Origin of the sequence: Nostoc sp. (assembly GCF_036916655.1) — a bacterium.
GTDB lineage: Bacteria > Cyanobacteriota > Cyanobacteriia > Cyanobacteriales > Nostocaceae > Nostoc.
This window is the reverse complement of sequence record NZ_JBALFY010000100.1, coordinates 18241-35087: the sequence shown is the minus strand read 5'-3', so window position 1 is coordinate 35087 and position 16847 is coordinate 18241. Positions and strand designations below refer to the sequence as shown.

Genomic DNA, 16847 nt, shown 5'->3' with positions numbered 1-16847 from the left:
AAAAAACTACTGATACATAGTTATAGATTTACGGCTGTAGATATATACAGCCGATAAATATGTTGCAAGTATTTTGGTAATTGGATATTATTTCTAATCCAATGGTCTTACTTCATACTGCATTTGATGATATTTCCAAAGCTTACCTTTGAGTTCCAAGAGTTCTTGATATTTACCTTGCTCTACTATCCGTCCCTGTTCTAAAACTACAACTTTATCTGCCTTAGAAATGGTAGAAAGACGGTGAGCGATCGCAATTACTGTTTTACCTACAGATAGCTTTTCTAAGGAATCTTGAATTAACCTCTCAGATAGCGAATCTAAGGCGCTAGTTGCTTCGTCTAAAATCAAGATTTCTGGGTTCCGCAGTAAAGCGCGCGCGATAGCGATTCGCTGTCTTTGTCCTCCAGATAATCTAACACCTCTATCTCCTAATTGGGTATCAAAACCTTCAGGCATTTCTAAAATAAATTCTAATGCATTGGCTAGTTTAGCTGCTGCTTGAATTTCATCATTAGTCGCTTCTGGAGTACCGTAAGAGATATTCTGCCAAACATTAGTATTGAAGATAAAAGTATCCTGACTGACGACAGCTATTTTGCGACGTAAGGAGTTAATTTCAAACTGGCGTACATCAACTTCATCTATGTAAAGATATCCATCTGTAGCATTATAAAATCGGGGAATTAAATCAGCAAGAGTTGTTTTACCAGCACCAGATGCTCCAACTAATGCCGTCATTTTTCCCTTTTCTATCGTCAGGGTAATATTATGCAGCACTAGATTGTCTTCATCATAGCCAAAATCCACAGAGACTAAATCTATTGACCTTTTTAATCCCTTGAACTGAACTCTGCCATTTTGAAAGTAATATTTTTCATCACTTGACAACAGATTTTTAATGTTGTCTGCTGAACCATGTAAAGTACTGAGATATGCTCTCGTGCCATTAATATCTTGAACAAATGGGATGAAGCGAAATAGCACAAAGAAAAAAGTTAGCAAAGAAGCAACTTGTAGTGTTCCGTTAGTTACAAGGCTAGTGAAGGCCAAAATAATCATTCCGATCAATACTGTAGTCGCTACCCCTTCAGCAATTGGCTTCACAAGTGTCCAGGTAAACACAACTTTTGTTGTCGTACTGATTACTTTGTCGCTAGCTTTATAGTAACGTTGACGCTCAAATTCTTGAGTACCACAGGTGTGAACGGTGCGAATACCATTAATAAATTCTATGGCTGTTGATGTAAAGTTAGCATTGGCAGTTGTCATGCCAAAACTTGATTCTCTGACTCTAGCATTCAGATTTGACAACCCCACACCTAAAAGTGTGAATAGTAATGCGGAAATTACTGTTAGTTGCCACGATATCAAAAACATTGATATTAAGTAGACAAAGGTTGTTAGTCCTCTAGTTACTAAAAATGCTCCGCCACTGAAACCCTGTCTAATCCTTTCAATTTCTGTGGTAATTGTGTTAATTAATTCCCCAGAACGAGTTTTGGCAAAATAACTTAGTGATAAAGATTGTAATTGTTCAAAAATTTGCTTACGTAAGCGATCGGCAAGATGTAATTGAGATAATTCAGTATAGACTTGAGAAAAATAATTGAAGGCAGCACGTAACCAAGTACTCAATAAAATCAGCAAAGATACACGATATAAACGATTAATTGCTGATGTATTAGCTCCTAAAATCCAAATATCAAACCAGCCTATTCCTGTTTGGACAGGTTGAGCATTGGGGCTGGTTAAACTTTGCAAGAAGGAAAGTAAGAAGCCAATACTTACACCTTCAAATGTTGCCGCAAAAATCGAGAATATCAGAGCTAAAATGGCAATTTTGCGAAAGTGTTTAAATTCTCGCAATATCAAATAGTTGTCCTGCCAGAAGCTAGTAGCTTTGAGCAGATTACTGAGTGGTTGTGGAAGATTCAAATTCATGAATTTTATAATAATAGTTTGACAAGGTAGATAGACCGCTATAAATCAATACAGTTCAGACAAGCCAAAAACCCTAATGTAAAAACGCAGTTTATCGCGTCTTGAAAGACCAATTATCTAGAACCGTATTACTTTATAGATGCTACATAAACAATTTTTGTTTGACCCTCAGTGCGGTAGATGAAATTATCAATTACCGCACAGATAAATTACAGTGTTTGGCTATCCAGATGTAACAGATGGGACTGTGGTTCTACTTCCCATGAAGCTGTAATTTCTGGTAGTTTATTTAGCTGTACTGCATCTTCCAAAGTCCAACAACAAGATCCGGTCAAACTCATGTCACCACGCAGAACGTTAAATAACTGGGGCAAATTGTCAAGACCATATTTATGCATCCAACGCCCTAATGGTGTGATGTTGTGCTTTGTAGTTGTGCAAAACTTAATTGCCCGAAAGAGTTTACCCCGTTCTCCAACACGCCACTCACGACAAAAAAGTGATCCTGGTGAATAAACCTGCATTAATACAATCAATCCCAATATGACTGGACTTACTAATAGCAGTAAGACGAAGGCAGCAATCCAATCAATAAGTCGCTGTAATTGTCTCCAGGGTTGGTTAGGCAGTTTCTTGCTAGCGGGTAAGCTGAGAAATATTGGTTTTTGAGCTTCTTCACACGCATCCGCCCAAAACCTGAGCAAAGTTTCACCTAGTTTTGCATCTATGCTTACCAAACTTATCGGAGAATGTTGTAAGCATTCTACTAGCGATCGCTTATTATCTAATGCAGGTAGATATGGTTGTTTAACTCGTCCAAGCGGCTTCACCAACAACTTACCCCGTCGCCACTGGAGTGTACAGTGCCCAGATCGATTAACTTGCTGTTGCTGGGTTACATCATATAAATTTTCTAGGGTTGGAATTATTGAAGTTGCCATAAGTCTTTGGGATTATACAGGAGTGAATTGCTGAGGAGTTATCAAAGGCTATCAATGCCAAAGACCCAAATCCAAATCTTGTTGTAACTCCAAAAAGTTGGAGATAATTGAGGGCAAAATATGTTATTATTTACCACTCAGCCAAGCATATATTGTGCAGAATTCTGCTGCTGTAGAGATGTACAAATTAGACAGATACTAATTAGATATGTAGCAGCCACCGCTACTATTAACATTCATGGGTAAATCATGATTTTCCGGGAACTACTGACAGTAGTAAAGTGTAGAGGGAAATTACCCATAAATTTATATCTATGTTTAATTAGGCTAAGGTGTTCATTGTGTCGATATGCCCAAAACTAGTCTACAGTTGTGTTCTAACCTTTATGGAAGTGCTTTAATCTCTAGAATATAAGACTATGTAGAAATAGCGATCGCTCAAATAAATTCTTTATTTACTCTTTAAAGAGCCAGCGATTTCTCTGAAAACTAATATAGATAGCATAAATATACTTAATTTTTCCTGATTGCAACAAAATGAAATTTTGGTTACAAATACGAAACGCAAAATCCCCGACTTCTCTAAGAAGTCGGGGATTTCTCATCTAGCGATACTAGCTACTTTTCCACAGCTTGACGTAGAGCCAACTGCTGTTGTTTGATATTGGGTACGTAATTAATACTAGAGTTTGATACCCCATTAGCTACAACCCCAATCAAATTTAACTTACTCAGCATGGCTGTCGCTTGAGTAAGCTGACTTCGTGTCACAATACCAATGCTTGCCACCATGACCACGCTACGGCAAGATGATGCAGTCAGCATGGCATCTACTAAGCCCAGAACTGGGGGAGCATCTATCAGAACCAAATCATAGTTTTCCTCAAATGCTGCCATTAATTGCATCATCCGTGGGGAACTCAACAGATTCGCGGGGTCGGCAGGTTTGGGGCCAGCTGTCAAAATATCGATGTAAGCGGAACCTGAGTATTGAAGACTAATTTGGTTGGGTAGAGTTGTATCACTCGCCAATAGAGTTGAAAGTCCCTGTTCATTAGGAAGATTCAGTTGTTCGTGCAAACTGGGATCGCGTAAATTGGCATCAATCAGCAACACCCTTTTATGTAAACGAGCAGCACTCATTGCCAAACCCAGCGCCAAAGCTGATTTACCTTCATCGGCTAAAGCCGAAGTAATCATCAAAGATTTTAAATTAGTAACAGTATTTAAAAGTTCAATGTTTTTGTAAATCAGATCCAGCGATTCCCAACGCGGTGGAGATTGCAATATCTGAATTGTCCAGGGAGCGAGAACTTCTGGCTTGCCAAAAGGTAATTTGATCATTGATTCTTTGGGTTTGGCTGGCGGTAACTTGGGGGTTGTTCCCAATAACGGCATGGCCATTTGCTTCTCTAATTCAGCAGTGGTGTGAACTGCATCATCAGCCGATTCTCGAATAAACGCAGCAATTCCTCCTAACATTAACCCAACTACAGCACCTAATAGTAAATTCTGTTGGAGATTGGGGCCTAATTGTGCGCCTTTTTGCGGATCTTCTACCACTTCCCAATTAAATCCACCCTTGGAAAGTTCTTGCCGTAATTGCTGTTCTGCTCTTAAAAGTTGCTCCAATCTTTCACGACTAAATTGCAACTGTGGTAGCATTCGATTGTAATAAGCTAACAGAGGTGGGAAACGTTTGATTTCAAAACGTAGCTCGTTTTCTTTCTGAGCCAAAGTTTGATCGCGAGCAGTTAAAGCAACTATCGTGGTTTGCGTTTCTACTAACTGACCAGCCAGGCTGAGATCAATTTCACCCATCTGTCCTCGTTCGAGAAGAGAGTCTCCCGAAGTCATTTTACCAGCAGACTTTCCGCCTAAAGTTCTTCCTACCTCTTGTTGCAATAACTCCTTCTGTCCCTGAAGTTGTTCTTTGAGCTTTTGCACATTCGGAGTCTGATCTGTAAAGCGTAAGCGTTCTTGTGATAGTGCCAGTTCGCTTTTTTGGATTTCGTTCAGTAAGCTTTGATAGCGAGTAGACTGACTCAAACGAGAAGCAACTAGAGCATTTTGAGGAGAACGGTTAAGTTGTTCTTCTAAAGATTTTTGGCGTGCTAAAGCTTCCCCATATTGAGAACGAGTTGTTTGTCGTTCTTGGGCAATATTGTTCAAAGCTGTTTCAATCGCTTTGGCTTGCGACTCTGGATCGATTAAGTTTTGATTTCTCCGAAACCTTTGTAAATTTGTCTCAGCTGCGTTTACTTCTTCACTAGCTTTACTTAACTGTTCCCTGATGATTTGCAGACCTTTTTGTAAACGCGAATTCTGTTGTTGTTTGTTATATTCGACATAAACTTGTCGAATTGCGCCCAGAACTTTTTGGGTTTTTTCTGGATCTCCAGCGGTGTATTCAACTTGAAAGATTTTTGTAGCGACATTATCTTCTTTGCTCCTTAATTGAGTTAAGACCAAAGAAGCTTTAATTTCACCTGAAGTTATATCTGGATAATCAGATTGAAGTTTATCAACTGCTTTTTGGATAAGTCCTGAACTTTGCATCAAGTTAAGCTGGGTAGCAGTATCTATGACCACATTAGAGTCAGTAAACTGATTATCTACCCCAGCACCACCTTCAGTTTTACCTTGATAGTTAGGTTCTACTAGCAGCTGCATAGAACTTTTATAAGTAGGCTTGGTCTTTACAGTTACTATGCTGGCAATAGCAACACAACTAATTAATACTGCTAAGAACCACGGGAATCTCCGCACAAATACGGCAAACATTTGTCCGTAACCTGGTTCACTTTCAGAAGCGGGAGTTATCTGAGGATTTAGACTAGTTTGAACCACTTTTATATCCTTGTCTTCGAGATTTACGCTAAGAGATAAAGAAGAAATCAGAATTCAGAAGTCAGAATGTAATCAGTAGATAATTTAAATGGGTCACTGATTGAAAACTAGTAAATTTAACCTATGATTTCGCTAGTTTGGCAAAATTCATGCTAAATTTTGACTACGGAATTCTTTATTAAAGATGCACGCCACAAGCTTGATTAATTATTTGCTCAACCTTACCAAAGAAGGCATTCTCTGAAAAATTTGCTACTGCATGATTACGGATGCGATCGTAATCCCAAGAAATGCCGTTGGCTTCTAGTAATGCAAGTTGGAGAGATTCGGGTGTCTGTCTTTTGAAAAAGACTCCTGTTTCACCTGGAATTTGAGTATCTAATACTCCACCTGCTCCATAAGCGATGACTGGTGTGCCGCTAGCATTAGCCTCTACTGGCACTAATCCGTAGTCTTCTAAGGCTGCGACAATAATAGACTTGGCTTTGGAAAACAAGTCTTTGCGGGTTCTATCACTTACGTGTCCCAAGAACACAATATTTTGTAATGCTTTGGATTTTAACCGTGCTAGTTCTGGCCCATCACCAGATATTAATAGCCGCCACCCTAACCAATTAAAAGCTTCGACTATTATATCAAGTCGCTTATAACTGATCATCCGGGCGGAGGCGAGATAATATTCATCTTTTATATCTGAAAAAACAAATTTACTAGTATCAATCGGATAATTTACCATCATTGCCTTTTTGCCATAGATATTTTCAATCCGGCGGGCAACAACACTAGAGTTAGCAATGTAAAGGTCAGGCTCCTGTGCATATTTCAGGTCTACCTTTCTCATTAATTGAAATACTTGCTCGATTAAAGGAGCAAAATATCTATAGTCTCCGTACTCTCTTAAATAAGTTGCTGTATCCCATAAAAAACGGGTGACATTATGACAAAAACAAATGTGGCGAGCCTTAGGGTTTTTTCGCACTGCTTTGGCAAAGCTGGTGCTACTGCTAATAATTAAATCATAGTCTTGCAGATCCAAGGCACGAAAGGCAGGAAAATATAGAGGAGCCATTGACCTAAAATATTTTGCTGCACCAGGAATTTTTTGCAAGAAGGTTGTATTAACGATGCGATCGCCTAGATCGATAGTTTTTTGGGGATCGTACAAAGATGTGAAAATATCTGCTTCAGGATAGCGTTTACAAAGCAGTTCAAACACACGCTCTGCCCCACCTCGCTGGGTTAAATAATCGTGGACGAGAGCAATTTTCATGAATTTGACCTAAAGTTTCGATCGGGGTTGTTTAAACGCTCCCTAGCAAGTTACTATCAACAACTTTAGTGTCCCGCAGTATAGCTTCCTATCCTCTTAACGAAATTATTGCGACAAATACGTTGGTAGGGGCCTCGGAGATCCCCCCAACCCCCCTTAAAAAGGGGGGCTTTTTGTAATTTTTACCCCCTAAAAAAGGGGGTCGCCGTAGGCGGGGGGATCTTATCCAAAACGTATTAGGGGCGTACAGCTGTAGACCCCTACAGCCAATTCATTTGTGGCAAATGTTTTGAGAACCGATATTATCCAACTGCTACTAAGATTTTTTCTGGAGCGAAATAATTGTTTTGCTCGGCTCGTAGTTGGTCGCAAAGTCTGCCTTCGGGTAATTCTACATCCTCATAAGTGAGGACTTGATCTTTAGAAATATCTCGTTTGAGGCGACACCCTTCAGCTAGACCGATTGGTAGAAGATTTTGCTGTTGGACGATATCGGAATTTTCACATTGTCCGTAGGTCATGTAGTAGCCGATGCCATCTAAGGTTTCTCCTGCTTTCAGATCGATTTTAGCAGTGGTGACAACATCTACTAGCGGGCCTGCTAGTGGAGACATGACGGCATCACCGAAGAGAACAGCACGCGCTACGGACAAGGGAACTTCAAAATGACAGAGGTGATAAGGAGTATAGAAGCTGTAAAGTGGGCCTTCGCCTAATTTGTATAAGTTGAGATAGTGCTGTTGCTTGGGGTCGTCGTGAGTGGCAAATACATATACGCCTGGGCCTGGTTTTGCTCCAACTACATAATCGACAATGCCGCCCAGTTCTTTGAGTTGTTCAACATCATATATATGGGCCATTTCATCGACATAACCGTTGAAGTTATATCCCAGCATTCCCCGTTTGGCAACTTTCATGCCTGTGGCATTGGCAACGATCGCTTGCTCAAAGGAAATTTTGGTTCCGTCAGCAAAGCTAGCCACCATGTGGGGCTTTTGACCCCAACGTTTAGCAAATCCTTCCTGGGTGGTGGGATTGCGATAGGGGTCTTGGAGTCCTTTAATGTTACCGCATAATAAGGGAGTTAAACCAATGCTTTTGACAAAGCGGTAAAGGTTCATTTGTACCCCTGGCTGATCGCCATCACAAGCGCTGAGAATGACGCCTGCTTTATCGGCATACACTTTCAGGATGGGGCCAATAGTGCCATCGAGTTCGGCATTCATCATAATCACATGTTTGCGGTGGGCGATCGCTTCCATAACGATGTGAGCGCCAAATTCCACTGCACCTGTGACTTCGATTAATGCATCGATGCCTTCAGCCCGACACAGTAACTTTGCGTCTTCTGTGACTGCATACTTACCGTTAGCGATCGCATCTTCTAATTCGCTGACAGTTGCAACAACTTGAATATCTTCAATTCCTGCTTCCGAATAAGCTTGTTTAGCTGCATCAATCTGGCGATTGGAGATAGCAACTAACTCCATTCCTGGCACTGAATTGACAATTTGGTTGGCAATTCCTCGACCCATGAAACCAGCACCAATCATTCCCACCTTGATAGGATTTCCTGCTGCTGCACGGGCTTGTAAGGCGCGATCGATAATAATCATGAACTAAACTCCTTTTTAGAACTGTTTGTTGTGTTACAAATTCTCGATAATTTTGCACTTAATAATTTATTACAGCTAAATATTAAGTACATTTTGTGTTAGCGACATCTTAAACCAAGTGACTAGAAGTCGTAGCTACACAGCCAAAACCCACCTCCGTGGGTTTAAAACCCTTAATTTTTCCTTAGTCCACGCAGGCGGACGAAAGTTTGTATAGCCGCGATTTCTAATCGCCAGGGCTAGAAGTCATGGCTACACAGGCAAAACCCCCCACGGAGGTGGGTTTTAAACCCTTAATTTTCCTTAGTCCACGGAGGTGGACTTTGTTTGTATAGCCGCGATTTCTAATCGCCAGGGCTAAATGCTGACCAGTTGTTTGCTAGATGTCTGTTTTTTCTGGCTATGATTTTCGATAATTTGCTCCACAGCATTTCTGTAAGCTTGGGCAAACTTTTCTTTGGTATGATTTGCTCTTGCGTATTCCCATGCTTTCATAGACATCAGCTTGAGGTCTTCAGCAGGTAAATTGGAAATACTTCTAACTTTCGCCTGAATCTCTTCAAGGGAAAGGTTATCAAATATCACACCAAAATCATGAACATCAACACCAGATTCGTAGCTTAAAATCGGAATTAACCCGGCTTGTAAGCTGGTAATTACTGCACCTGCCTGTCCCTCAGAAACAGAAGGATAAACAAGTCCCAAACAATTATTTGTAATCTTTAAAAAGTCAGGGCTGCTAACATCAATCCAACCATAAGTATGAATGTTAGGTGTTTCGTATAGTTCTTTATAGAAAGCTCGCTCAAACTCTTTGTCATTACTTACCGGGCCGCAAACTGTTAAATGGTATTCCGGCATTTGGGCAAAGGCATCTAAAACCAAGTCTAATCCTTTGAGAACTAAAGCGCTACCACCAAACCAGAGAAAATTCTTTCTTACCACTTCAAAGTCTTTCTCCTCAGGAGAAGGATAAACAAGTGATGAAGAAATGGGAATACGATACATTGGTTTGTTCGCATATTTGAATGTATCAACTGTAAAATTGTTGCCTAATACAGTAGCGTAATCGGCATACTCAATTCCTAAGTTGGGCGTTTCAAATCGCTGTGGACGTAAGGTAATTCCTCGGCGCTGTTGGAGTTCTAGAAGTCTGTTGCATTCTGCTGCATTGCGAAAAATCATATTAGCAATGTCAACGTGAAAAATTTTAATGCAATCTTTATTAAGTTTTGGCGCAAGCGCTTCTAGACGATGACGGATATCAATGAAAAATGCGTAGTCTTTTTGAGGAACAAATTTATCATTGTGGAACTGGATAACATCAACGTTATAACCCAGGTCTAAAAAAGTTTGGGCGATTAGTAGACATTCCCAGTTCCAACTCTGGTCATTGGGGATAGGCTGACCTGGTTTAATGAGAAATGGTTCAATCCGATAAGAAAGAAGTACATTTCCTTTAGAAGGCTGTTTAGGCTTTAGAGAAACAACCTGTAAAGTCTTAGCGTAATTGATGCGAGCTTGAATTTTATTGGAGACAAAAGAGATAGTATTTTCAACACGAGATAGAATATTTTTTGGCATTTTTCTACCCAAATTAATGATTTTTTACCTCACTTAGAGGTGCAGATAAAGAGTTTAAATTTATCTGGAAACTGTACCACCAACAGTCATCATTCTCAACAAAGGCCAATTTAAATCTTTCTCAGAGATTTCAGTAACATCTAGAGGCCAATCAATGTTAAAGAATGGGTCGTCATAGCGTAAACCTCTTTCATATCCAGGAGTATAAAATTCACCTACTTGATATACTACTTCCGTCTCATCTGTCAGTGCTTGATAGCCATGAGCAAACATTTCTGGAACATACAAAGCACGGCGATTTTCTGGGGTTAGCTCTACACCAATGTGTGATAAAAAGCTAGGAGATTCTGGACGCATATCAATAATTACGTCATAAATTGCACCTTTAGTACAACGAATTAATTTTGTTTCTGCTGCTGGCAGAATTTGATAATGCATTCCTCGAATAGTGCCTTTTTTGTAGTTAAAAGACAGGTTACATTGAGCAACTGTTGGCTTTAATCCGTGTGCTTCAAATTCTTGAGCGCAAAAAGACCGAGCGAAAAAACCACGGTGGTCTGGCTTTTCTTCTAAATCAATAATGAATGCGTCTTTGAGTGCGGTTTCGGTGAAAATCATGTGATTCCTTTGAGATGAATGTTGAGGACAGAAAGTACTTGCTAACTACTTAGTTTTGCAGCTGCTTTCGGTGCATTACGCTATTGCTAATGAAAGGGTATTAAGTCGAGACTTTAACTGCATCTGATGCAGAACGTAACTCCGCTCTGGGATAAGTATCATCCCAATATTGGGTGCAGAGGTCTGGTCTTTCAGGAGGGTTAGCGGTGTAACAAAAGAATAGCGCTGAACGGTCTTCTGTGCGGACTGTACCGTGATGCAAAGCATTTTTCGTATCTACAATAATGACGGTACCGGCTGGGCCTGGGCAGGATTTCCAAGCTGATTTGGGGATAACTGGTTTTACTTCTTCATCATCGATGCCCATATAGCCTGACTTCCAAAGTTTGTAGAAAAGCTGAATATAATTCCAACTAAAGAAGGGAGTTAAAGAACGGGGAATGTATTGAAAAGGCCCAGTTTTTTCTTCTACATCACTCAAGTAAATGAAGATTTTGATAATGCGACGGTCTTCGGCATCGCTATGCCATAGTAATGTACCAAACTGATGTTTGCTCTTGAAATCTTTGCGTAAATGTACACCATGAAAAGCAATAGGAAGACCAATATAATTTTCGATTATATTGAGTAGCCTTTTCTCCATTCCCCAGGCATAAAATTCTGGTAAACCTGTAACTGTGGAAATTTGTGGTAACTTTTCATCTAGATGGTCGTTGTTGGGATTGTCCATCTGAGACAATTGATGGTAAGCAGCTTTGAGTAGTTCTGAGCTAGAATTTAACCCTAAATCTGCCAGAGTTGTGACGCAAACGCCATCTTTTTTGAGAGCATTAAGGATTTTGCGATCGCGCCCTTCCAATGCTGGCAGATTTTTGCTATGCTTCCAACGTGCTAGATAATATTCCAAGTCAGAAGATAGTGTAGATATTTTGCGTTTAATTACACTAAACATGGTGTCAATTCCTTCTATTTTTGATGTAAATTTATCAGTAGATTATGGCTTATAGCTTTGTACTTCTTGAGTAGATATTTCACCTGATTCTGCTAAACTAAATTCTTTAGAAATCATCACGTCAAAAGCACACAAACTGACTAAAGCCAAAAATGGAACTACTGTCTTAATTGCTGACATAGGCCATCTTCTTAAAGCACCCAAGAAAACTTTCAAGTTGACTTCTTTACCGTTTTGCAACAGCATCCGCCGACAAAACTGCTTAGAATATCCACTCTGCTCCAATTTCAAAATCACTTCGGGGATGTGTTTGTATTGCATTAACAGCGCAGATTTTGGCTCTTTCTGCCAATAACTCACACCAACAACACATTCTAAATAAGTCTCTTTCGTGACAATTACACGACCATTGGCAGCACAATAACCGGCTAAATATGCTAAAGATATCCAGTTATTTTCAGCATCTTGCCAATTTTGGAGAGCGCGTTTTACTAAATCAGTGCGATAGATTGTAGCAGTCAGAAAAATTACTGCACCGACACTTTTTGAGAAACAATGCTCAAATATAGCTTTACCATCACCCTCACTTTCTTCACTATCTATATCAAACCAGCGATTACCAACAATTGTGGGTGGATGAACTGGTTCACCAGTGATTTGGTTGCGACCGGAAAAGTTGAGAAATAATAATGATAAATCTTCATATTGCTTGAGCTTGCTAATTACATAAGCAACGGCTCTATCTTGAATTGGATCATCATCACCAATTGTCCAAACATATTTTGTTGTTGTAGAATTTAGGCAATACATGATATTTTTGACAACACCTAAATTCTTAGAATTTTTATTTGATTTAAATGTAATATTACTAAGTGTTATTTGCCATTTTTTAATTACTTCTTGAGTATTATCTGTGGAACAATTATCAGAAACTAAAATTTCACAATCATCTTCAAAACCTTTGATAGTTTGAGCTAGCCAGGCTAACTGTTTATCAAGTAACTCAGCACGATTATAAGTGGGTATAGCAATGGTCAGTAATTTAGGCATGGTAAGAAATAGTAGTTAATAAAATTGATATATAAGTGGTTATCGCCAAAAACTATTGTTAACAGTAACTTGGCAATTAGCACACGAAGCTATAGGCTATTCTCTAGTTGTTTAGGTGGAAAAAGAATTGCCCAAGCTGATATACTTAAAAAACTTAGGTAAGGAATAAATATCTTGATTGTCAAGAAAGGCCAACGTTTTAAAGCACCTAATAAGATTTTTAAGTCAGTTTTTTGTTGGAAATTCTGCCAAATCATTTTCTGACAAAACTTATGAGGATACCCTACCTTTAGTAGTTTTATATAAACTTCAGGTATGAAGGCATATCGCATTCTAAAGTTCCATGTTGGATCGAGATCCAAAAGACTAGCACCCATAGTACATTCTAAATAAGTGTCTTTAGTGATAATGACACTTCCATGAGCAGCACAAAATGCAGTCCAATATGCTTGAGATGCCCAATTACTAGTAGCAGATGGCCACTTTTGTAAAGCTTGTTGCACTAAATCTGTGCGATAAATCGCTGCTGATATAAAAAGTACACCACCAAAGTTTTCGTTAAGATAACTTTGAAATACAGTTTTACCATCAACTCTTAGTTCGTCGCGATCGCTATTCAACCAGCGTTCTACAACAAGTTGACCCGTTCGTTTTTGACGACCGGAGAAATTTAAAAACATCAGTGCTAAATCTGAATGTTTTTTTAGTGTTGTTAACACATACTCTAGGGTTCTTTCCTGAATTGGATCGTCATCACCAATTGTCCAGATATACTCACTAGTTGGTGCTTTTAAACAACAGGCAATATTACCCATTACGCCAAGATTTTCGCTATTTCTGCTTGACGTAAATTTTACATTACTAAGAATTATCTGCCATTTTTTAATTATTTCTTGAGTATTGTCTGTAGAGCAATTATCAGAAATAAAGATTTCACAGTCAGACTCAAAGCCTTTAATAGATTTGGCTAACCAAGTAAGTTGTTTATCTAAAAGCTGGGCGCGATTGAATGTTGGAATGGCAATGGTCAGCAATTTATTCATATTAAGCTCAACTCTGTAGTGAAGAAGAACCAGTATTAACAGCAGCGTAGGTAATTAAAAAGCTGCTTTCTAATTTATTTCTTTGCGATTTGACGACATAATTTTTATAAGAGATGCGCCTTTTAATTACTCAAAAAAGTTAAATTATTAGTAATAAGAGGCGTTTTTACTTCTCTTTAGTAATTACGACGCTATTAAAAGCCTATCCGGAATAGGACAGGGATAAATTTTTACTTCAGGAATTGGTACTACAAACTGTCCACCCCATTCACCAATGAATGCCACTTGTTCCATAATTTCTTCCTTGAGATTCCAAGGTAAAATTAGGACATAATCTGGTTTGGTTTCACGGATTTTATCTGGTTCAAAGATAGGAATATGAGTTCCAGGTAAAAATAAGCCCTGTTTATAAGGGTTGGAATCTACTGTGTAATCAATAAAATCTTTCCCAATTCCACAGTAATTCAGCAATGTATTGCCTTTAGCTGGTGCGCCATAACCAGCGATTGATTTACTTTCTGCTTTAGCCTTTAAGAGAAAATTTAATAGCTTATGCTTTGTTTCTTGAACTTTTTCTCCAAATGTAATGTAAGTCTCTATACGATGCAGTCCAGCAGCAATTTCCTTAGCTTTCAAATGGCTAACTCGGTTATTAATACTGATATGATCGGCGGAGTCATGTTTGGCATAAATTCTTAGTGAACCGCCATGAGTTGATAATTCTTCTACGTCAAAAAGTTGCAAATTGTGTGCTGCAAAAATTTTCTCAATAGTCAGGAATGAGAAATAAGAGAAATGCTCATGATAAATCGTATCAAACTGATTTTTTTGAATGAGTTGTAAGATGTGAGGAAACTCCATCGTCAAAATACCATTGGGTTTGAGGATGAGTTTCATCCCAGCAATGAAATCGTTTAAATCCGGTACATGAGCTAAAACATTATTACCAATCAAAAGGTCAGCTAGTTTTCCTTGTATCACGAGTTCTTTGGCTGTTTCGACTCCAAAAAACTTGTTGATACTAGGAATACCTCTTTCTTCAGCAACCTTGGCAATATTTGCTGCTGGTTCTATGCCTAAAACGGGGATTCCCTTCTCTAAAAAATATTGCAGTAAGTAGCCGTCGTTACTGGCAATTTCAATAACTTGATTATGATGATTAAAGTTTAACTTTTCTACCATCATGTCGGTGTAAGCTTTAGCATGTTTTAGCCAACTTACCGAGTAGGAAGAAAAATAAGCATAGTCGCTGAAAATGTGATCTGGAGTTTCAAATTGTTCTAATTGAACTAAGAGAGTGTCTTCAGAAACATAAGCATGGAGAGGATAAAACTTTTCAGCATTATTTAGCTGTTCTGCTCTAAGATAAGCATTGGCTAAAGGTGACATTCCTAGATCAATAAAGGTTTGATGCAGAGGTTGACCACTAAAACGACATTTTGCGATCGCCATAATTTTCAAGTCACTGATTGCAAATAATTGGATAGATGAAATAGGTCTGAAAAACCTTTTTATACTGCTATTAGTGTGTATATTTTACTCTCGTGGTTTCGCGATTTATACCTGATTTCTAAAACAGGAATTACGACTATTCACTACCATTAAATTATTTATCTACACACTAATAGCTAACTCTAGCTACTTTTTATTCCAGAAGAAATCTTTGTCAATTTGCTCTGTACGAATCAGATACTCTAGCTGTTTTAAGCGAGTAAATCCTCTAAACAAGAAAGTATCTTCAGCCATGTGTATTTGGCTAAATAAATCAAATAGCTGCTGGGCACCAAGTCGGGCATTCCAGTCACACTTAAATCCGGGTAGGATTGTGTTGATTTTCTCGAAGGATACGCGATAACTGCGGTTATCTGCGCCGTTGTCACCGAAAGACAATTTACAATCGGGGAAAATATCTGCAATAATTTCTGCGATTTCTTTAACGCGATAGTTATTTGCTGTATCTCCCACATTGAAGATTTGGTTATGTACAATGTCGCGTGGTGCTTCTAAGGTGCAGACTATGGCTTTGCAAATATCCAGTGCGTGGACTAATGGCCGCCAAGGTGTGCCATCGCTAATCATTTTGATTTCTTTGCTAGTCCATGCCAAGCCAGCTAAGTTGTTTAAAACAATATCAAAACGCATTCTGGGAGAAGCACCAAAGGCTGTAGCATTCCGCATAAAGGTGGGAGAGAAGTCATCGTCAGCCAGTGGTCTGACATCTCTTTCTACGAGAGTTTTGCATTCTGCGTAGGCTGTTTGAGGATTAATTGCAGATTCTTCTGTGACATCACCTGCGGTAGCAACACCGTAGACGCTGCACGAAGACATATATATGAAGCGACGCACACCCATAGCCTTAGCCAGACTAGCCAGACGGACTGAACCGACATGATTAATTTCGTAGGTAATATTTGGTGCCAATTGTCCGGCTGGGTCGTTGGAGAGTTCCGCCATGTGGACTATTGCTTCAATACCTTCCAAATCATCAGGGGTAATGTTGCGAATATCTTTGTTGAGGGTTTTGGGTGTCACGCCACTAGCGTTGTACAACCAACCAACTTTATAGAAGCCGGTATCTAGACCAATAACTTCATGTCCTCGTTCAATTAACAGAGGTGGTAATAACGAACCTAAATAGCCTTCTGTGCCAGTTACTAATATTTTCATTGTGGTTAATGCCTTTGTATTGATGAGTTAAATTCTTCGTTTAGCAGGGACGCACAGATATTCGCCCTATAGGGTGTTGCATCTAAGAGGGAACCGCTATATTTTTCGTTTGTATGCAATAACTCGACCTCACTTCCATTCCTCTCTCCTAAAAGGAGAGAGGTTTTGAATCTTACTCCCATTCCCTTGTAGGGAAGGGGTTGGGGGTTAGGTCATTGGACTAAAACCAAAAGCGCTATATATCGGCTAACATTCATTACATAGTTTGCCGACTAACCCATTGGGTAGCAGCGCTCTATAGCGGTTCTTAAT

12 protein-coding genes are annotated in these 16847 nt (G+C 39.2%); all 12 read right to left on the bottom strand.

Annotation, left to right across the window (positions count from 1 at the left end; genetic code table 11):
- Nucleotides 1–93: 93 nt before the first annotated feature.
- Nucleotides 94–1944, bottom strand: a complete 1851-nt coding sequence (gene hepA / locus V7L31_RS27085) for a heterocyst formation ABC transporter subunit HepA (RefSeq protein ID WP_334699109.1) — start codon at nt 1942–1944, stop codon at nt 94–96.
- Between the two features lie 209 nt (nt 1945–2153).
- Complete coding sequence (gene hepC / locus V7L31_RS27080) at nt 2154–2885, bottom strand: heterocyst development glycosyltransferase HepC (protein WP_334699108.1); 732 nt, start codon at nt 2883–2885, stop codon at nt 2154–2156.
- A 618-nt stretch (nt 2886–3503) separates the two neighbouring features.
- Nucleotides 3504–5735 (bottom strand): GumC family protein, encoded by a 2232-nt coding sequence (locus tag V7L31_RS27075; protein ID WP_334699107.1) that lies wholly within the window; start codon nt 5733–5735, stop codon nt 3504–3506.
- A gap of 178 nt (nt 5736–5913) precedes the next feature.
- Nucleotides 5914–7005 carry a glycosyltransferase gene (locus V7L31_RS27070; RefSeq protein WP_334699106.1) on the bottom strand — a complete coding sequence of 364 codons (1092 nt, stop codon included), beginning with the start codon at nt 7003–7005 and terminating at the stop codon, nt 5914–5916.
- Between the two features lie 302 nt (nt 7006–7307).
- Nucleotides 7308–8621, bottom strand: coding sequence for an NAD(P)H-dependent oxidoreductase (locus V7L31_RS27065; protein WP_334699105.1), 1314 nt, complete (start codon nt 8619–8621; stop codon nt 7308–7310).
- Nucleotides 8622–8978: 357 nt separating this feature from the next.
- Nucleotides 8979–10205, bottom strand: a complete 1227-nt coding sequence (locus tag V7L31_RS27060; RefSeq protein WP_334699104.1) for a glycosyltransferase — start codon at nt 10203–10205, stop codon at nt 8979–8981.
- Between the two features lie 60 nt (nt 10206–10265).
- The gene (gene rfbC, locus V7L31_RS27055) at nt 10266–10823 is read right to left on the bottom strand and encodes a dTDP-4-dehydrorhamnose 3,5-epimerase (RefSeq protein WP_334699103.1); all 558 of its coding nucleotides are present in this window, start codon (nt 10821–10823) and stop codon (nt 10266–10268) included.
- Nucleotides 10824–10923: 100 nt separating this feature from the next.
- Nucleotides 10924–11775 (bottom strand): phytanoyl-CoA dioxygenase, encoded by an 852-nt coding sequence (locus V7L31_RS27050; RefSeq protein WP_334699102.1) that lies wholly within the window; start codon nt 11773–11775, stop codon nt 10924–10926.
- Nucleotides 11776–11817: 42 nt separating this feature from the next.
- Complete coding sequence (locus V7L31_RS27045) at nt 11818–12825, bottom strand: glycosyltransferase family 2 protein (RefSeq protein WP_334699101.1); 1008 nt, start codon at nt 12823–12825, stop codon at nt 11818–11820.
- A gap of 89 nt (nt 12826–12914) precedes the next feature.
- Nucleotides 12915–13868, bottom strand: a complete 954-nt coding sequence (locus V7L31_RS27040) for a glycosyltransferase family 2 protein (protein WP_334699100.1) — start codon at nt 13866–13868, stop codon at nt 12915–12917.
- Between the two features lie 183 nt (nt 13869–14051).
- On the bottom strand, nt 14052–15320 hold the full coding sequence (locus tag V7L31_RS27035) for a class I SAM-dependent methyltransferase (RefSeq protein ID WP_334699099.1): 1269 nt from the start codon (nt 15318–15320) through the stop codon (nt 14052–14054).
- A 186-nt stretch (nt 15321–15506) separates the two neighbouring features.
- The gene (locus V7L31_RS27030) at nt 15507–16535 is read right to left on the bottom strand and encodes an NAD-dependent epimerase/dehydratase family protein (protein WP_334699098.1); all 1029 of its coding nucleotides are present in this window, start codon (nt 16533–16535) and stop codon (nt 15507–15509) included.
- Between the last annotated feature and the right edge of the window lie 312 nt (nt 16536–16847).